Source organism: Pararobbsia silviterrae (genome assembly GCF_003628125.1).
Lineage (GTDB): Bacteria > Pseudomonadota > Gammaproteobacteria > Burkholderiales > Burkholderiaceae > Pararobbsia > Pararobbsia silviterrae.
Genome location: NZ_RBZU01000009.1, coordinates 42,485 through 61,075, shown reverse-complemented (window position 1 = coordinate 61,075; position 18,591 = coordinate 42,485). Strand labels below are relative to the sequence as shown.

Genomic DNA, 18,591 nt, shown 5'->3' with positions numbered 1-18,591 from the left:
ATCGGCGCGCGACGCCTAGCCGGCGCGGTCGAGCAGATCGAGCAGTGCGCGCGCGGCGTCTTCGAGCATGCCCGAGTTGTCGATCGTGCGCATCGAGACGCCCGCGGGGATGTCGAGCGTCACGCGTCGCGTGAGACGCGCCTGCATCTGCTCCGCGCTTTCGCGCCCGCGCGCGCTGAGGCGCGCCGCGAGCACGGTCGGATGCGCATCGATATGGACGATCTCGAGCGCGGGATACCGATCGATCGCATCGGCGAGATGACCGCGCGATCCGTTGACCACCACCGTGCATCCGCTCGCGAGCCACGCATCGATTTCGATCCCGATTCCGTAGCGAAACTGATGGCTCTGCCAGGCGAGCGCGAACAGCCCGAGCCCCGCGCGCGTGTCGAACTCTTCGTCGCTGAGATGGATATGATTTTCGCCGCTCGTATCGGCCGCGCGCGTGATGTAGCGATGCGCGAACATCACATGCGAGCCCGCGAGCCGCGCGCGCGCAAAAGCGAGCAGCGTGTCCTTGCCCGCGCCCGACGGGCCCATGACATACACGAGGCGGCCCGTCATCCGCGCACCCTGCTCGCCATGCACGCCCTGCGCGGCGTCGTTCCGTTGTCTGAGGCTGTCATCGTGTCGTGATCCGGATTCATCTCGCTGCGCCGCACTCAGGACTGTTGCGCCATCCAGTCGGCGAGCGCGGGCACGGCGTCGCCGAGTTCGAGCGCACCCGACGCAAGCAGACGCTTCGTCGACGCGGGCAGGCGTTTGACCGCATATTCGGCTCTCGACGCCATCGAACGATCGGGCAGCGAGAACGACGCCAACAGACGGCGCGGGACGTGCGAGCGCGTGTATCGCGCGCCCGTCCCGCTCAGATGCTGGCGAAATCGCGCGTCGACATCCACGGCAATGCCCGTGTAGATACTGTCGTCCTCACATTCGATCAGGTAGAGATGCCAGGTCATAGGCGCGCATTATCGCCGATCCCGATCCCGTTTCCGATCCCGCCGCCGATCTCGATAACATCGAAGCCGCGGTCCCGTACGCCGGTGCGCGCCGGCGCGCACCGCTGCGGCGATCGTCTACATCTCGCCGGCGTGCCCGATCGTGTCCGTCGCGAGACGTTCGGCCGTCAACTGCATGAAGATCCACGCCGACGCCGACGTGATCAGTCCCACGCAAATAAACGTCGCATGGAAAGCGGGCAGCGGATTCGCGAGCTCCTGCGCGACGCCCAGACGCGTGCGGAACGTCTGCAGCAACGCGCCGGCCGACGTCACGGCGAGACTCATCGACAACATCTGGACCATCGACAGCAGACTGTTGCCGCTGCTCGCGCCCGCGCGCCCCAGGTCCTTGAGCGTGATCGTGTTCATGCCCGTGAACTGGATCGAGTTGACCGCGCCGAACAGCGCAAGCTGAATCAACATGATCCAGATCGGCCGTCCCGGCGAAATCAGCGCGAACGACGCGATCGCGATCCCGACGAGAAACGTATTCGTCACGAGCACGCGCCGATAGCCGTGGCGCTCGATCAACGTCGTCGCGAGGCGCTTGGACAGCATGCCCGCGAACGTGATCGGCAGCATCATGAGCCCCGCTTCGATCGGCGAATAGCCGAGGCAGACCTGCAGCACGAGCGGAATCAGGAACGGCATGCCGCCGTTGCCGATCCGCGCGAACAGATTGCCGAGCAAGCCGACGCTGAACGTATGGATCTTGAACAGATTGAGCGAGAACAGCGGCTCGGGATGCCGCGTCGCATGCAGCCCGTAGGCGGTCAGCATCGCGAGCGCGCCGATCAGCAGCATCAGGACCGTCGCATGTTCGAAACCGAGCTCGGCGAGCCCGTCGAGCGAGAACGAGATCGCCACCATGAACAACGCGAGCAGCAGATACCCGCTGGTATCGAAGCGTCCGATGCCCGAGACCTTGCTGTTGGGCATGTAGATGATCGTCGCGATGCCGCCGATCACGCCGACCGGCACATTGATCAGAAACACCCAATGCCACGAAAAGGTCTCGGTCAGCCAGCCGCCGAGCGTCGGTCCGATCAAGGGGCCGACCATGCCCGGAATCGCGACGAAGCTCAGCGCCTGCAGATAGCGGTCCTGCGGAAAGGTCCGCAGCACCGCGAGCCGTCCGACGGGCAACAGCATCGCGCCGCCGACGCCCTGCACGACGCGCGCGGCGACGAGCATATCGAGCCGATTCGCCAACGCGCACAGGATCGAGCCGATCACGAACAACACGATCGCGGTCTGGAACACGCGCCGCGTCCCGAAACGGTCGGCGAGCCATCCCGACGCGGGGATCACGACGGCCATCGTCAACGAGTAGCCGATGATCACGGACTGCATGCGCAACGGGCTTTCGCCGAGACTTTTGGCGATCGGCGGCAGCGCCGTGTTGACGATCGTCGAATCGAGCGTCTGCATGAAAAAACCGACCGCGACCACCCAGAGCATGATGGTCAGCGATCGGTCCTGCATCGGGGCAACAGTCATCGGTAGGCGTCGGCGAACGAAAAGCGCCATCTTACGCCGGCCGCTCCGATCGGCGGCATCGCGCCGTTCGGACTGCCCGCGCTCAGCCGACCTGGCGCCGCGCGATCGGCGTCTCGGGCGTCGGGAAGCCGGCCTGCTTGAAGGTCTCGATGATCGTGCGATTCGTATCGAAGTAGACCTGCCAGTAGTCGACGTTGTCGGCATACGGCCGCACGGCGAGCAACGGTCCCTCGGGCGTGAACGACAGCACCTCGACATCGGGCGGCGGCGTTTGCTTGACGTTCGGAATCGCCGCGACCGCGGCCTTGAGCCGGGCGATCGCGTCAAGCGGATCGACGCCGTTCGCGATCTTCGCCGTGAGTTCGACGCGCCGGTACGGCTGCACGCTGTAGTTGGCGATCGTGTCCGAGAAGATCTTGTTGTTGCCGATGATCGTCGTCACGTTGTCGGGCGTCAGCAGCGTCGTGCCGAACAAGCCGATTTCCGTCACGGTTCCCGTGACGCCGCCGCCCGTGATGAAATCGCCGACCTTGAACGGTCGCAACGCCTGCAGGAACAGCCCCGCCGCGAAATGCGCGAGCAAGCCGCCCCACGCGGCGCCGATCGCGAGACCGGCGCCCGCGAGCAAGGCGGCGAACGAGGTCGTCTGAATGCCGAAGACCTGCAGGATCGCGAGCACGAGCATCAGCGTGAGCAAACCCGCGAGGATCGAGCCGAGGTAATGCGCGAGCGTCGGGTCGACGCGGCCGTTGCGCGACAGCACATTGCGCATGAGGCGGATCACGAGATTGATGACCCACCGTCCGATGATCCAGATCACGATCGCGGCCACGACCTTGATGCCGAAATCGATCCCGCGGGTCATCAGGAATACACGTACGGTTTCCAGATCCATGGCTTTCTCACCGGTGAATGAAGCGTGTCGGAACGACCCCCGCACAAGCGGGCGCTGCGCAATGCCGGAACCTCAGACCGCACACCTCTACCGCACGCGCCGACAACCCGATCGATCCGCCGAACCGAGGCTCCGAGCGCGCCTTGCGCCTTTATACGTGAGCCGTCAGACCCGTGCAAGACGACGCGCATGACGGATCGTTGCCGCACTAAGCAATTGACCTCGCGCACCAACGCCTGAAATAAATTCGGTTAATGTATCGGGCTCCAACACGCAATCCGTCATCCCGTTCACGAGGTCCGCCGTCATCATGCTGGCAGCTTTTTCGCATCACTCGCCCTACCCGTCCCGGCGCAGCGTCGTCTATTCGCGAGGCGGCATGGTCGCGGCCTCGCAACCCGTCGCCGCGCAGATCGGCCGCGACATGCTCGCGCGCGGCGGCAATGCGATCGATGCGGCGATCGCGACGGCGGCCGCCCTGACCGTCGTCGAGCCGACGAGCTGCAGCATCGGCGGCGACGCGTTCGCGATCGTCTGGATCCGCGATCCGCTGACGGGCAAGGGCACGATGCACGGCCTCAACGCGAGCGGCCCCGCGCCGCGCGATCTCACGCTCGAACAGATCCGCGCGGCCGGCCACGAGACCATGCCGCTGCACGGCTGGATGCCCGTGACCGTGCCCGGCTGCCCGGCAGCCTGGGCCGCGCTGTCGCGGCGCTTCGGCAAGCTGCCGTTCGCCCAGTTGCTCGCGCCAGCGATCGCGCTCGCGCGCGACGGCTTCGCGGTCACCCCCGTGATCAGTCAGCTTTGGCACAAGGCCGAGACGCAATTCCGCGCCAACGACATGCTGCGCACCGTCACGGGCGATGACGTCGCGCGCCGCTGGTTCGACGTTTTCGCGCCTCAGGGCCGCGCGCCCTTGCCCGGCGAGATCCATCGCTGGGAAGATCAGGCGCGCACGCTCGAAGCGCTCGCGCAGACCGAATGCGAAAGCTTCTATCGGGGCGACCTCGCGCGCGCGATCGACGCCTTCGCGCGCACGAGCGGCGGCTATCTGCGCGAACGCGATCTCGCCGAATACGCGCCGCAATGGGTCGATCCGATCGCGATCGATTACCGCGGCTACCAGGTCTGGGAGATTCCGCCCAACGGCCAGGGCCTCGTCGCGCTGCTCGCGTTGAATATCCTCAAGGGTTTCGACGATCTGCACAGCCGCGAACATCCGCTCACGCTGCATCGCCAGCTCGAAGCGATGAAGCTCGCGTTCGCCGACGGCCAGCACTACATCACCGAGCACGACCGCCTGAAGGTGCCGCTCGACGCCCTGCTCAGCGAACGCTATGCGGCGCAGCGGCGCGCGTTGATCGGCGCGCGCGCGGGCGACCCGCTGCATGGCGATCCCGTCGCGGGCGGCACGGTCTACCTCGCGGCCGCCGATCGCGACGGCAATATGATTTCGTTCATCCAGAGCCATTACCGCGATTTCGGCTCGACGATGATCGTGCCCGGCACGGGCATCGTGCTCCAGAATCGCGGCGCGGGTTTCAGTCTCGAGCCCGGGCATGCCAATGCATATGCGCCGGGCAAGAAGCCGTATCACACGATCATCCCGGGCTTTCTCACGCGCGACGGCGAGGCGCTCGGGCCGTTCGGCGTCATGGGCGCGTTCATGCAGCCGCAAGGCCATGTCCAGGTCCTCATGAACATGATCGACTTCGGCCTCAATCCGCAGGCCGCGCTCGACGCGCCGCGCTGGCAATGGTTCGGCAAGCGCCGCTTCGGCTTCGAGCACGGTTATTCGAGCGCGCTCGTGCACGAGATGGCGGCGCGCGGCCACGACGTCTACGTCGACCATCATTCGACCGACTACGGCCGCGGCCAGATCATCCTGCGCGACCCCGTCACGGGCGTCCTCTGCGGCGGGACCGAACCGCGCACGGACGGCGTCGTCGCGGCGCTTTGAGGGATCGGGTTTAGGGGGGCTGCTTGGATGGGTCCGCTTAATGGATCCGCTTAATGGATCCGCTTAATGGATCCGCTTGGTGGACCCGCTTAAGGTACCCGCTCAAGGTACCCGCTGATCGAATCCGCCTCGACGGGTCCGGTCAGCGCTGGAACGCGTAGATCGAACCGAGATCGAGCAGACGCGTCAGTGCATCGAGCGCGGTCCGTGTTTCGTCGAGCAAATGCGGATCGGCGAGATCATCGAACGCGAGGCGGTCGCGATAGTGCGTCTCGACCCAGCGCGTCAACGCGTCATAGCGCGCATCGTCGATCCACACCGAGGGCTTGACCGCCGCCGCCTCGGCCGCGTTGAGCGCGACGCGCAGACGCAGGCACGCGGGACCGCCGCCATTGCGCATGCTCTCGCGCAGATCGAAGACGCGATAGTCGGCGATCGGCCCGCCCGCCGCGACCAGGCGGTCGAGATACGCCGCGACGCGCGCATTCTCGCGACACTCCTGCGGCACGATCAAACGCTGGCGCCCGTCGCCGAGCGCGAGCAATTGGCTGTTGAACAGATACGCGCCGACCGCGTCGGCGACGCTGACGTCGTCGTCCGGGACTTCGACGACGTCGAGCGTCGCGCCCGTGCGCGCGAGGCGTTCGCGCAACGCGTCGTAGACCGCATGCTGATCGACGAAGGCATGCGCATGACAGAACAGCACGCGCTGGTTGCCGACCGCGATCACGTCGTTATGGAACACGCCCGCGTCGATGACGTCGGGCCGTTGCTGCGCATAGACGACGGCGTCATCGGCGAGCCCGTGACGACGCGCGATCGCCCGGCTCGCCTCGAACGTCTGCCGCGCCGGATATCGGACGGGTGCGGGACCGCCGCCGTAGACGCGCCGACCATAGACGAAAAACTCGACCCCGCGCGTGTCGTACGCGCCGCAAAAACGCGTGTGATTGGCCGCGCCCTCGTCGCCGAGCACGGGCGTGCCCGGCAACGCCGGATGCACGACGAAATGCCGGTCGTCGGCCAAGATCGCGCCGAGCACGCGCTGCGTCGTCGTGTGTTCGATCGAGCGGTGCAGATTGAACGCGAGATTGGCGGGCGTGACATGCACGCGTCCATCAGCGGTATCGGCCGACGGGCTCACGGTGGCCGCGTTCGCGGCCCACATCGCCGACGCCGAACTCGCGGCCGACAGCAGTTCGGGCGCGCTCCGCGCAGCATCGCGGATCACGCGCGCATCGTCGCCCGTGAAGCCGAGCGTGCGCAGCAGATCGACCGAAGGCCGCTCGTGCGGCGGCAACACCGCCTGCCGATAGCCGAGCGCGGCGAGCGATTTCATCTTGAGCAAGCCTTGCAGCGCGGCTTGCTTCGGATTCGCGACGCGTTTCTCGTTCGCGTGCGAGGCGACGTTGCCGAACGACAAGCCCGCATAGTTGTGCGTCGGTCCGACGAGTCCGTCAAAGTTGGCTTCGACCGCGTTCGCGGGTGTCGATTGCATCGTCATGGGCCACCTCTATGTCGAAGGGACGGACTGCGCGAGCACGCGCACGGCCGCGTCGTCCGTGACCTGCAGCGCCGCGCGCTGCGCGTCGTCGAGGTCGATCGCCGCGCCGTCGACGCGCGCGGTCGCCGCGATCACGCGGAAATCGCCGATCGACCCGTTCGAGACGAGGCAGCGCTGAACCGGCAGGGTCGGATCGACAGGCGCGACGCGAACCCGCCGGCTCGCGCGAACCGTGCGCAGGTCCGACGTATGGCATTCGAGCACGGGTCCCGCGTCGAAGATATCGACGTGATTCTCATAGCGCAGTCCCTCGGACTCGAGCATGCGGCGCGCGGGCAAGGTGTCCTTGTGCGTGACGCCGATCGCCTGCTGAGCCGCTTCGGGCAACAGGCGTACATAGACCGGATGCCGCGGCATGAGCTCGGCGATAAAGGCCTTCTTGCCTTGCGCGCTCAGGTAGTCGGCCGCATTGAAATCGATCTGGTAGAAGTGCGAGCCGAGCGCGCGCCAGAACGGCGATTCGCCTTCCTCATCGAAATAACCGCGCATCTCGGCGCAGATCCGTTCGGGAAAACGATCGCGAAACTGCGCGATGAACATGAAGCGCGACCGCGACAGCAAACCGCCCGCGCCATGCGCGCGGGCGCGCGGACTCAGAAACAACGAGCACAGCTCGGCATAGCCGGTCAGATCGTACGAGATCGTCAGCAACGAGGTCCGCGACCAGACGTTGAGCTCCTTGCTCGCATGGACGGCCGTGCTCACACGGTAGTTGTAGAAAGGCAGTTCGAGCCCGACCGCCGCTTCGAGTCCGCAGACGCCGACGACTTCGCCGGTCTGCGTCTCTTCCATGACGAACAGATAGCCCTGCTCGAACAAGGCGGCCTCGCCGCGCGCCGTTCGCACGACCCGCTCGATGCGCGCGGCGAGCGCGGCGCGATCGGGTTTGAGCGTCGTCAAACCGGGGCCCGTCTCATTGGCGAGCGCCAGCACGGACTCGAGGTCGTGCGTCTGGACGCTGCGAACAACCATCATCGCTTCTCTCCTGCACGGTCGCACGGGGTACCGTCGGTCCCGGTCTGCCCGCGGCGCGCTCGTGTTGCGGGGCAAAACTCGGGGAATGATAAGCGAGACCGAACGCGTGCGAAAACCGGTGCAGGCATCGAGGCGAGACTGTGCATCGGCTTGATTGACTCATCCGTCAAACCAGAGGCGATGACGGGCGCCAAAGCGGATGCCTGAGCAGATGCCTGAGCAGATGCCTGAGCGGACGTCGAACGACGCGTCAACGCACGACTGACGCCCGCTCACGCATCGAAGCGGAACAGTTGAGTGTCTTCGGTCAGGATGGGATCGCCGTGCGGCGGCCGCTCGGGCGAGCGCAGCAGTTCGGCCGCGCGCTCGGGCATCACGGGCTTGGACAGCAGATACCCCTGCGCATACCCGCAGCCGCTTTCGCGCAGGATCGCCAACTGGCCCGGCGTCTCGACGCCCTCGGCGACCACGCCGTAGCCGAGCCCCTTCGCGAGCAGGATCACGCCGCGCACGATGCCCGCGCGCGACGAGCGCGTTTCGAGCTCGCTGACAAACGAGCGGTCGATCTTGAGCCGGTCGATTTCATACGTGTCGAGATACGACAGGCTCGAATACCCCGTGCCGAAATCGTCGATCGCGATCCGGATGCCGTGCAGGCGCAAGGTCTGGAGCTGCGACACCGTACGGATCGTGTTTTGCACGAGCGAACTTTCGGTGATTTCGAGTTCGAGCCATTCGGGTCCGATCGCGTGCCGGCGCAGCGCGTCGAGCACGAAGCCGACGAAATCGCCGCTCGCGAACTGCTGCGCGGCGACGTTGACCGACACCGCGACGAGCGGCACGCCCTGCGTGCGCCATGCGGCAAGCTGCGCGAGCGCCATGTCGAGCACGTATTCGCCGAGCCGGCCGATCAGCCCGTGCTGCTCGGCGATCGGGATGAAGTCGCCGGGCATGAACAGACGGCCCTGTCCGTCGCGCCAGCGCACGAGCGCTTCGAGTCCGGTCAGCTCGTGCGTGACGAGCGAATACTGAGGCTGATAGACGAGATAGAGCTCGTTGTCGGCGAGCGCGCGGCGCAGCTTGTTCGACATGCCGAGACGCGCCTCGATCTCGCGGCCCAGCGACGGTTCGAACACGCGCGAGCAATTCCGGCCGTCGGCCTTCGCGAGATACATCGCGGCGTCGGCGCAGCGCAACAGGTCGGATGCCGAACGCGCATGCAGCGGGCACAGCGCGACGCCGATGCTGCAATCGACTTGAAGTTCGGTCGAACCGCTGAACACGGGCTCCGATACGGCGCTGAGCACGTTGCGGCAGAGCGCTTCGACGCGCAGCGCATCGTAGTCGAGCGCGGCGATCACGAACTCGTCGCCGCCGTAGCGCGCGATCATGACGTCGCGCGGCAGACGTTCGCGCAAGCGCTTCGAGACTTCGCGCAGCACCGCATCGCCCGTCGCGTGGCCGAGCGTGTCGTTGATGTACTTGAAATGGTCGAGATCGACGAACAGCACGGCGCACGACGCGCCCGACTCGGCCGCATCGGCGAGCATCGCTTCGAGACGCTCGACGAGTCCGTTGCGATTCGGCAGCAGCGTCAGCATATCGACCGACGCCTGCAGACGCAGACGCTCGCGCGACGCGAGCAGTTCGCTGACGTCGTTGAGCACGATCACGTAATGCATCGGGTTCGCGACGCCCTCGACGACCGCCGAGATGCACAACTGCACGCCGACGGTCGCGCCCGAGCGCGCGCGCAGATGCACGAGCCCCTGATAGCGGCCGGTTTGTTCGAGCGCTTCGCGCATGCCCGCGACGTCGTCCGGATCGGCGAGCCGATCGCCGCGCATGCCGATCAACTCGCCGTTCGAATAGCCGAGCATCGACGTGACCGCCGGATTCGCGTATTCGATGATCTCGACGCCGTCTTCGGCGCGGCTGATCAGCACGCCGTTCGGCGTATCGTCGATCGCCTGGCTCAGCAGCCGCAGTTCCCGATCGGACATCGCGAGCGTATTCATCGCATGACGCTCGGATGCGCGCGTCGCGACGAGGCGCGAAAACAGCGCGAGCAGCACGAGATTCGTCAGGATCACTGAACCGAGCAGGATACCGACAACCCAATACGACCAGCCGAACACGCGATTCATTGCGCGCGTCACGCGATCGGCTTCGATATTGCGTTCGACCGCGATTTCGGAAAGCACGGCGTTCAGGCGCACGTTGAGCGCCATCAGACCGACACCGCCGCCATTCGAAACCTTTTCGGAGCCACGCCACTGGTCGAGCGTGAGCCGCGCCGATTCGAGGTACTGCGCCGTGAGGTCGCGCAGGCTCAGACCGTCGCGCGTGACCGCGCGGCTCGCGGGTTCGATCGTCGACAGCGTGTCGAGCGCGCGACGCGCATCGGCGTAGCGCGTGAGTTCGAGCGCATGCTCGCCGATCACGACCGGCGACGCCATGCCGGACGACACGGCGGCGTTGACTTGCAGCAATGCGTCCTGCAGCGATTCAAGCGCTTGTTTGGCGGCCGCCGTCTGGACGAGTTCGGATTGCGAGCGGCGCTCGGATTTGATGCAGAAGTAAGCGACACTCGCATCGAAGACCGACGCGAGAAAGATCAGGGTCAGCACATAGACCCAACCCGACCTCCCCTGCGCCTTGGTGCGTCGTGCAATTTTTTCCGATAGCCGCATGGACGATGTGGGATGCGTCACGCGCGCGCGTGAACAGGAATATCAAACCCTATTTACGGCATGAAACGCGTGAAATGGAGTCTCACTGCGTACGTAATTACCCTGTATATATACTCATTCGATGCCTGGAAAATCGACCGGCATGCAGAAAAATGAAAGAAATCTGCATTTTCTTTACGAAACATGCGAATGATTCAGATAAACAACTTGCCACCCGAATACATCATGAATTGCGATGGTCGGGATTTTCCGCGGATTGAAACCCCGCGCAAGCCGAAATCCGCGTTTAATACGGATCGGCAGCCTGCGGACGCACCGACCAGGCCTGCCGGCCCGTCTTGCGGCCATCGTGCGGCCGCTTCCCGTACGCGCCGGGGAACCGCAAACTGTGCTCTCACGACCCCGCGACGGCTGTGCTCCTTTTGAACGGACCACTCGCTTAAGCTCGAAACTCGAATCCATGCGTCGAATTCCGTCCGTCGCCGATTGCTTCGTCATCCGGAACATCACGCGCGCCATGCCCATGAAACTTCAAGCCGTTCATGTCCAAGAATAAATACGACGCACGCATCGAACCCTATACGCATCCGGCCGCGGGCTGGGGCGCCCTCAAGCAAGTCGCGGTCAATCTGATTCGAGAACGCGTACCGGGCGGCAACTATCGGACGCTGCTCAAGCAGAACCAGCCCGACGGCTTCGATTGCCCCGGCTGCGCGTGGCCCGATCGCGCGCATACGTCGACGTTCGAGTTCTGCGAGAACGGCGTCAAGGCCGTCGCGGCCGAATCGACGAGCAAGCGCGCGACGCCCGAATTCTTTGCGCAGCGCACGGTCGCCGACCTCATGCGCGAGTCCGACTACACGCTCGAAGCCTATGGCCGGCTGACCGATCCGATGGTCTACTCGGCCGCGAGCGACACCTATTTGCCGATCAGTTGGGACGACGCGTTCGCGATGATCGCGACCCATCTGCGCGCGCTCGACGATCCGAACGAGGCCGCGTTCTACACGTCGGGACGCGCGAGCAACGAGGCTGCGTTTCTGTACCAGTTGTTCGTGCGGATGTTCGGCACGAACAACTTCCCCGATTGCTCGAACATGTGTCACGAGCCGACGAGCCGCGGCTTGCCGAAGACGGTCGGCATCGGCAAAGGCACCGTGACGCTCGACGATTTCACGCAGTGCGACACCCTGCTGATCTTCGGCCAGAACCCCGCCACCAATCACCCCCGCATGCTCGGCGAACTGCGTGAAGTATCGCGGCGCGGCGCGACGATCGTCTCGATCAATCCGCTGCGCGAGCGCGGACTCGAACGCTTCGCGAGCCCGTCGCACCCGGCCGAGATGCTCACGATGGGCAGCACGCCGATCAGCTCGGTGTTTATCCGGCCGACGCTCGGCGGCGACTTCGCACTGATCAAGGCCGTCGCGAAACGCGTGCTCGAACTCGACGACGCGGCCCTCGAGCGCGGCACGCCGCGCGTGCTCGACGTCGCCTTCATCGACGCGCATACGACCGGATTCGACGCCTTCGCGGCCGATCTGCGCGCCGAGGACTGGACCGTGCTCGTCGACGAATCGGGCGTCTCGCGCGAAGACATCGAGCGCCTGAGCACGATCTACGTAAACGGCGAGCGTGTGATCGCGACGTGGGGCATGGGGCTCACGCAGCATCGCCATGCGGTCGCGACGATCCAGATGTTGTCGAATCTCATGATGATGCGCGGCAATATCGGCCGGCCCGGCGCGGGTCTGTGCCCGGTCCGCGGCCACTCGAACGTCCAGGGCGACCGCACGATGGGTATCGAGGAGAAGCCGGCCGCGGCATTCCTCGACCGCCTCGGTCGGGTCTTCGCGTTCGAGCCGCCGCGCGCGCACGGCTATGACGTCGTCGAGACGATCCAGGCAATGCTCGATCGCAAGGTCAAAGTCTTTATCGGGCTTGGCGGCAACTTCGCGATCGCGACGCCCGATACGCCGCGTACGTGGGCCGCGCTCGAATCGTGCGCGCTGACCGTGCATGTAACGACGAAGCTCAACCGCAGCCATCTGGTCCACGGCCGCGACGCGCTGATCCTGCCGACGCTCGGCCGCACCGAGATCGATATGCAGAACGGCGTCGCGCAAGGCGTGACGGTCGAGGATTCGATGAGCATGGTCCATCTGTCGTACGGGATGAACAAGCCGGCCTCGCCGAATCTGCTGTCCGAAATCGCGATCGTCGCGCTCATGGCGCAAGCCACGCTCGGCCCCGGCACCGCCGACTGGCGTGGCTATATCGACGACTATGCGACGATTCGCGACGCGATCGCGCAGGTCATCGACGGCTTCGAGGATTTCAACGCGCGCGTCGCGCATCCGGGCGGCTTTCATCTCGGGGTCGCGTCGCGCGAGCGCGTCTGGAAAACCGCGAGCGGCAAGGCCGCGTTCATCGCGCATGCCGTCGATCGCGATACGCCGATCCATCGCGCGCGCGCACGGCACGGCCAACGGCTCATGACGCTGATGACCACGCGCTCGCACGATCAGTACAACACGACGATCTACGGCCAGGACGATCGCTATCGCGGCGTGTTCGGCCAGCGGCGCGTCGTGTTCGCGCATCGCGACGATATCGCGATGCTCGGCTTCAAGGACGGCGACTGGGTCGATCTCACGAGCGTCTGGGACGACGGCATCGAGCGCCGCGCCGCGCGCTTCCGGCTCGTCGAATACGACATTCCGCGCGGCTGTCTGGGCGCGTATTACCCCGAGACGAATCCTTTGATTCCGCTCGAAAGCATCGCGATCGGCGCGGGCACGCCCTCATCGAAGTCGATACCGGTGCTGCTCGACGCGACATCGGACGCGCCGGTCGAACAGCCCTATTTCCCCGACTAAGCGGCGATCGGGCACAATGCCGGGCATGTCGAAGCCCCCTGTCGTGTTCCCCATCCGCATCGAGCCCGCCGGCTGGGCATTCGACGCGCGCGCCGACGAGACCGTGCTCGACGCCGCGCGCGCGGCAGGCTATCTGCTGCCGAGTTCATGCCGCAACGGCACGTGCCGGACCTGCCTGTGCAAGCTCGCGAGCGGCGCGGTGCGCTACACGATCGAATGGCCCGGCATCACGACCGACGAAAGCGACGACGGCTGGATCCTGCCGTGTGTCGCCGCGGCCGAGTCGGCCCTCGTGCTCGACGTGCCGTATGCGCGCCTCAAATCCGAGATCGATCTGCTGCTCGAACAAGCCAAAAAACGCGCGCGGCGATTTTGAGCCCGACGGCCGCGCGACTAGAGCGTCACGCGGCCGTCGATGCAGGTGAGCGCGTGTCCGCCGACCCAGATGTCGTCGCCGATCCGTTCGATCGATACGCGTCCCGCGCGGCCCAAGGCCGTGCCCTGGCTCGCGACATAGCGCGCGGGCGCGCGGCCGCTCCCGATCAACCACTGCGCGAGACTCGCGTTGAGGCTGCCGGTCACCGGGTCTTCGGCCATGCCCTCGCCCGCGATAAAGGCGCGCACTTCGAAGTCGGCCTCGCCGTCCTTCCAGGGCGCGACGACGCCGACCTTGAGACCGGCGAGCCGGCTGTCGTCCGGCCGGATCGCCAGCACGCGCGCCCGGTCGTCGAGTAACAACGCGACCCACCCCGGTCCGTTGTCGACCCATTGCGCGGCGACCACGGCCTCAGGCGGCAGACCGAGCCCCGCGCGGATCCGCTCGACGAGCTCGGGCGCGGGTTCGCCCGTGCGCACCAGCGGCGGCGCGGCAAACGCCAGACGCGCCTGATCGCGACGGATCCGCACGAGCCCGACGCCGCACTCCTGCACGATGTATTCGCCTTTCGCCTGGCCGCCCGCTTCGAGCCATGCATGGCAGGTGCCGAGCGTCGGATGGCCCGCGAAGGGCAGTTCCTGCCGCGTCGTGAAGATCCGCACGCGATAGTCGGCCTCGGGCGTGGTCGGCTTGAGCACGAACGTCGTTTCGCTGAGGTTCGTCCAGTTCGCGAACGCGGCCATCTGCGCATCGGTCAGCGCGTCGGCGCCGAGCACGACGGCAAGCGGATTGCCCTTGAGCGCCGCGTTCGAGAACACGTCGAGTTGTTTGAATGCGTAGGAATTCACCGGGGCTCCTGAGATCCTGAGAATGGGACTGAAGATCGAGACGCTTGCGCATCGAGTGCGAGAGGTGCATTTCATCGCGTGTCGCATCCCGGAGGCCATAGACAACTCGATACGCCGCGACCAGTACAGTCGCGTATCGCGCTCAAGAGTCAGGGCTCAAGATTCAGGCCTCAGGGCTCAAGCCGGCCCGGCAGGTTCGCCGGATCGTTGTACATCTGATACCCGTACCAGAGGCTCTCGGCGATGCGCGGCGCGAGCATGTCGGCGCGCTCGCGCATGCGCGCGTTGTCGAGCGTGTGTGTCGTCCGATGGAACAATTCGAGCCAGCGCTTGAACAGATCCGGATTGAGCTTCGGCAATTGCGCGTGCTTGGGCATCGGCGTACCGCGATAGCGCGCCGTGCCGCGCAGGGTCGACGACCAGAAGTCGACCATCTTCGCGAGATGCGCGTCCCAATCCTTGACGTGCGCATTGAAAATCGGCGCGAGGTCCGCGTCTTCGTGGACCTTCGCGTAAAACGTATGCACGAGATAGCGGACTTCTTCCTCGGTGCATAGATCGGGCATCGCGATCATGCGGCGTTCTCCATCAAGATGTCATGCTCGAGCGGCGCGCATTCAAGGCGCAACGTCGCCGGGCAGGGTATAGCCCAGTTCGGGCCCGGCGACGACGATCATCGCACCGCCGCGCAGGGGCCATATTCTCGCATTCCGGAAAATCAAGGACGGTAGCGGATTGTCATACATCGTGACGCACGTTCCCGAATTCATTTCGCCGAGCGCCGCCGGAATATGGCGAAAGCCGCAACGCGACAGATTGAGCGTGCCGAGCTGCTTGAGCGTGGCGATATCGGCGGCGAGCGTATCGAGCGCGACGTTGTTGGACAGATCGAGCTTCGCAAGCCCCACCCTGTACCCGAGTCCCTTTTCGATGCGCGTCAGCCCAGTCTTTGCGAGATCAAGTTCCGTGAGCGCGATGAAGCCCGATGCTTCGCGGAGCACCGCGGGCACTCCGCCGAACGGATTCTCCGCAAGACGCAGGGTGCGAAGCGCATCGAGCGCGCCGACGAATCGCGGCAACGCGTCGAGCCCGCAATCCCGCATGCTCAGCTTCGACAGCCGGTGCAGGAACTGGATGGCCGCCGGTACCGAGCGAAGCGGATTGGCATCGAGTTCGAGCGTTCGCAAGCCCGCGCAGTCCTGAATCCGATCCGAGATCCGCTCGATGATGTTGTCGCTGAGATCAAGCGATTCGAGCCGCGAGAAAGCTTGGATTGCATCGTCGACCACGCGGATCGCATTGCCTGCGAGCAAGAACGTGCGCAATGTCGCGGCACTCGCGAAACGCTCGGGAATCGCAGATAGCGCATTGTGCGACGCATTGAGATACGTCAACCCTTCGAGCGGCGCCACGCTGTCCAACGTACCGAGCAGATTCGATGCCAAACTCACCGTCTGCAGTCTCGGACAGCGAGCGAATACATCGGGTACGCGCTCGATGCGATTGCGATCAAGCGTGAGCGTGCGAAGCCGGGGCGCGACAAGCGTCTCGAACGACTCGGCGGATAACGCGTTATCCACGAGCTCGAGTCGACTCAGTCGGTCCGCTCCATCGATATCGACGCGCGCCAGTGCGCACGCCGATGCGCGGATGTAGGCGAGCCCGGGAGCATGGCGCACGCGCAGCGTATGAATTCGACGCTCCGACAGATGCACGAATGTGAGTCGCCCCGCCCCTTCGATTTCGAGCGCATCGAGCGAACCGGGAATCACGATCGCGCCGCCGCCGATGCCGAGCCCGCGTGGCACGACCTGAATCATGGATGACTGGCCGTCGACGATACGCAAGGTCTTGATCCGGGCCGTCCCGACGACCCCGACGATAAATTCGTCCATATGCGCGGGCGACACCACGAGCGTTTGCACCCATGGGCACGCGTCGACAAAGGCCGGCATGTCGACGATGCCGACACAGCGGAGATCGAGTGTCGGTGTCCTTGCGACGATTTGCCGATCGATCTCCGCATATTGCGCGAAGTCGACGTGACGCTCGATCGCCCACTCGCGCATCGCCGCACGCTCGGGCGCCTCGGCCGCCAGCGGCGCGCGCTCCATGCCGCCGGGCAGTCCGCGTGTCGCATCGAGCCTCCAGCGCTGGGTCGCCGTATCGAATCGGATCGGCACACCGGGCTTGGACGGTTCATGCTCGATGCACACGCTCCAACGCCCTGCGTTGCGCTTCACGAAGTAGAAGCGGCCCTGCACGCTCAGATAGTGCTTGCCCTCGACCTGCAGGATGCCGGGCAGTTCGGCGACGCCCTCGACATAGCCGGCCGGCGCCGCGACTTCAAAGCGCTTGAGCGCCCCGGCGAGATCGAGGACGGCCGCCTCGCCGCGCGGCGAGCGCGCCGACGCGCGCGCGTGGGTCTCGTCGATCCGGTGCCGCCCCTCATGCCGCCCCTCATGCCGCACATCGTGCCGCCCATCGTCCCGTCGATCGCGCACGACGCCGCGATCGGCACGTCGACGCGCGTCGATCATCTTGACGAGCAGCGCCGACGCGGCGTCGCGCGACACGACAGCCTTCGCTTTGCCGCCCTGCGCGTAGATCGCATAGAGCATCGCGACGTGCGGCGCGACGGGTGCGTCGCCGCCGTGTCGATCGCCACGACGGACAGCCGCGTCGACCGACCGCGCAAGACTGACGAGACGCGCGTTCGTCGTCTCGTCGGTGAGCGTTCCGCGCGCACGCATGAGGTCGAATCCGATCTGCAGATCGACCCATTGCGGACTACCGATCACGACCGACGCGCATGCGTCGCGCAACAGCAAGGGCTGACGCTGTTCGAGCGTGACGCGCGTGATCCACTGAGCGAGTTCGGACCGCGCGCCGATGCGCCCCAACACACGCTTTTGCACGAGCTCACGCGTCTTGCCCACTGTCAGACGCGCACGCGCCGCATCGCGCAGCGCGCCGTTCGCGAGTTCGAGCGGCGATGCCGCGACGCGACCGAACACCGCCATTTCGAGGACGTCGCTGACCAGCTTGTGCCGCGTCGTCGGATCGATATCGTCCGACGCGCGGGCTTGCGCGGGATCGAGCGCCTGCGCGATGCCGCGCGCGATGTCGATGCGCGCGCAGATCGATTCGGCATCCGTCGCCGTCATGACCCGTTGGAGTTCGAGCAGCGCGGCGACGGGAGGACCTTTGCGGTACGCCGCATTCGACGGCAAGACGTGCGACGCGAGCACGTCGCCGAATTCGCGCATGCCCCGATCGGCCTGCTCTGCTTGCGCGTCGCCATGGACGCAAACGCGTTGCGCCTCGCGCCGCGCGTCCGCGATCCGCGCCTCGCGCCGATACCGCGGATTCACCTCCGCGTGCCGCGTGCCGTGCGAGCGCGGCCCGACAAAGCGTACGCTCGCGGCACCCTCGTCCGTCTCCGTGCCCTGCACGTGCACGAGCCCGTCCTGCACCTCCTGCGTGTCGACGACATCGTCCGCGCACCACGCGAGCCGCGGGCCCGCATGCGCGACGACCGACATCAACGCGCCGAGCGCGGTGAGCCGAAGCCGCGGCTCGAACTGCGATTCGGCGACATCGGGCACGTCCCACTGAACGCGCGTGCCGTGCGTGCGCATGACCTCATCGATCGACGGCATCGGCGCGCCCGAACGGACCGCGATCGGCGACTCGCCGCGCGCCGCGTCGCTCACACGCGTCACGCGGCTCACGCCGAACCCGTGCGGCGCCGAATCGCGATCTCGATCGCGGCGCGCGATCTCGGATTCGGCAGGGTTCGGATGCACGGCGCGGGACGCGTGCGCATGACGACGCGACACGGCGCGTCGATGAGAGAGGGACGAAGCATGAGGATCGATAGGCGGCATGGCG

12 protein-coding genes and 1 pseudogene are annotated in these 18,591 nt (G+C 65.9%); 3 read left to right on the top strand and 10 right to left on the bottom strand.

The features are described 5' to 3' along the window. Nucleotides 1-15: 15 nt before the first annotated feature. From phnN to D7S86_RS18915, 4 genes and pseudogenes are all read right to left on the bottom strand, one after another. The gene (gene phnN, locus D7S86_RS18930; protein ID WP_121088584.1) at nucleotides 16-564 is read right to left on the bottom strand and encodes a phosphonate metabolism protein/1,5-bisphosphokinase (PRPP-forming) PhnN; all 549 of its coding nucleotides are present in this window, start codon (nucleotides 562-564) and stop codon (nucleotides 16-18) included. 128 nt (nucleotides 565-692) lie between these two features. Continuing rightward, nucleotides 693-962, bottom strand: a pseudogene (locus D7S86_RS18925) (GIY-YIG nuclease family protein); the annotation flags it as partial. Between the two features lie 117 nt (nucleotides 963-1,079). Further along, nucleotides 1,080-2,504, bottom strand: coding sequence for a multidrug transporter subunit MdtD (gene mdtD, locus D7S86_RS18920; protein WP_240648281.1), 1,425 nt, complete (start codon nucleotides 2,502-2,504; stop codon nucleotides 1,080-1,082). 82 nt (nucleotides 2,505-2,586) lie between these two features. Further along, entirely contained in the window at nucleotides 2,587-3,399 is an 813-nt protein-coding gene (locus D7S86_RS18915) for a mechanosensitive ion channel family protein (RefSeq protein ID WP_121088425.1), read from the bottom strand. A gap of 310 nt (nucleotides 3,400-3,709) precedes the next feature. Between D7S86_RS18915 and D7S86_RS18910 the strand changes: the two genes are divergently transcribed. Beyond that, complete coding sequence (locus D7S86_RS18910; protein WP_121088424.1) at nucleotides 3,710-5,362, top strand: gamma-glutamyltransferase family protein; 1,653 nt, start codon at nucleotides 3,710-3,712, stop codon at nucleotides 5,360-5,362. A 142-nt stretch (nucleotides 5,363-5,504) separates the two neighbouring features. On the opposite strand, the gene astB is transcribed toward D7S86_RS18910, so the two are convergent. The 3 genes from astB to D7S86_RS18895 all read right to left on the bottom strand — a co-directional run bounded on the left by astB (nucleotide 5,505) and on the right by D7S86_RS18895 (nucleotide 10,531). After that, nucleotides 5,505-6,860 carry an N-succinylarginine dihydrolase gene (astB, locus tag D7S86_RS18905; protein ID WP_121088582.1) on the bottom strand — a complete coding sequence of 452 codons (1,356 nt, stop codon included), beginning with the start codon at nucleotides 6,858-6,860 and terminating at the stop codon, nucleotides 5,505-5,507. 15 nt (nucleotides 6,861-6,875) lie between these two features. Continuing rightward, the gene (gene astA / locus D7S86_RS18900) at nucleotides 6,876-7,901 is read right to left on the bottom strand and encodes an arginine N-succinyltransferase (RefSeq protein ID WP_121088423.1); all 1,026 of its coding nucleotides are present in this window, start codon (nucleotides 7,899-7,901) and stop codon (nucleotides 6,876-6,878) included. Nucleotides 7,902-8,173: 272 nt separating this feature from the next. Then, the gene (locus D7S86_RS18895; protein WP_158602024.1) at nucleotides 8,174-10,531 is read right to left on the bottom strand and encodes a putative bifunctional diguanylate cyclase/phosphodiesterase; all 2,358 of its coding nucleotides are present in this window, start codon (nucleotides 10,529-10,531) and stop codon (nucleotides 8,174-8,176) included. A gap of 605 nt (nucleotides 10,532-11,136) precedes the next feature. On the opposite strand from D7S86_RS18895, the gene D7S86_RS18890 reads away from it, so the two are divergent. Together D7S86_RS18890 and D7S86_RS18885 are read left to right on the top strand one after the other, a co-directional pair. Beyond that, the gene (locus D7S86_RS18890) at nucleotides 11,137-13,473 is read left to right on the top strand and encodes an FdhF/YdeP family oxidoreductase (protein ID WP_121088421.1); all 2,337 of its coding nucleotides are present in this window, start codon (nucleotides 11,137-11,139) and stop codon (nucleotides 13,471-13,473) included. Nucleotides 13,474-13,489: 16 nt separating this feature from the next. Then, the gene (locus D7S86_RS18885) at nucleotides 13,490-13,849 is read left to right on the top strand and encodes a 2Fe-2S iron-sulfur cluster-binding protein (protein ID WP_121088420.1); all 360 of its coding nucleotides are present in this window, start codon (nucleotides 13,490-13,492) and stop codon (nucleotides 13,847-13,849) included. 17 nt (nucleotides 13,850-13,866) lie between these two features. Here D7S86_RS18885 and D7S86_RS18880 read toward each other — a convergent pair whose 3' ends face one another. From D7S86_RS18880 to D7S86_RS18870, 3 genes are all read right to left on the bottom strand, one after another. Continuing rightward, nucleotides 13,867-14,697: a PhzF family phenazine biosynthesis protein gene (locus tag D7S86_RS18880; RefSeq protein ID WP_121088419.1), complete on the bottom strand. Its 831-nt coding sequence runs from the start codon at nucleotides 14,695-14,697 to the stop codon at nucleotides 13,867-13,869. Nucleotides 14,698-14,867: 170 nt separating this feature from the next. Then, complete coding sequence (locus D7S86_RS18875) at nucleotides 14,868-15,269, bottom strand: group III truncated hemoglobin (protein WP_166444142.1); 402 nt, start codon at nucleotides 15,267-15,269, stop codon at nucleotides 14,868-14,870. Between the two features lie 45 nt (nucleotides 15,270-15,314). Beyond that, nucleotides 15,315-18,506 carry a leucine-rich repeat domain-containing protein gene (locus tag D7S86_RS18870; RefSeq protein WP_147432388.1) on the bottom strand — a complete coding sequence of 1,064 codons (3,192 nt, stop codon included), beginning with the start codon at nucleotides 18,504-18,506 and terminating at the stop codon, nucleotides 15,315-15,317. Between the last annotated feature and the right edge of the window lie 85 nt (nucleotides 18,507-18,591).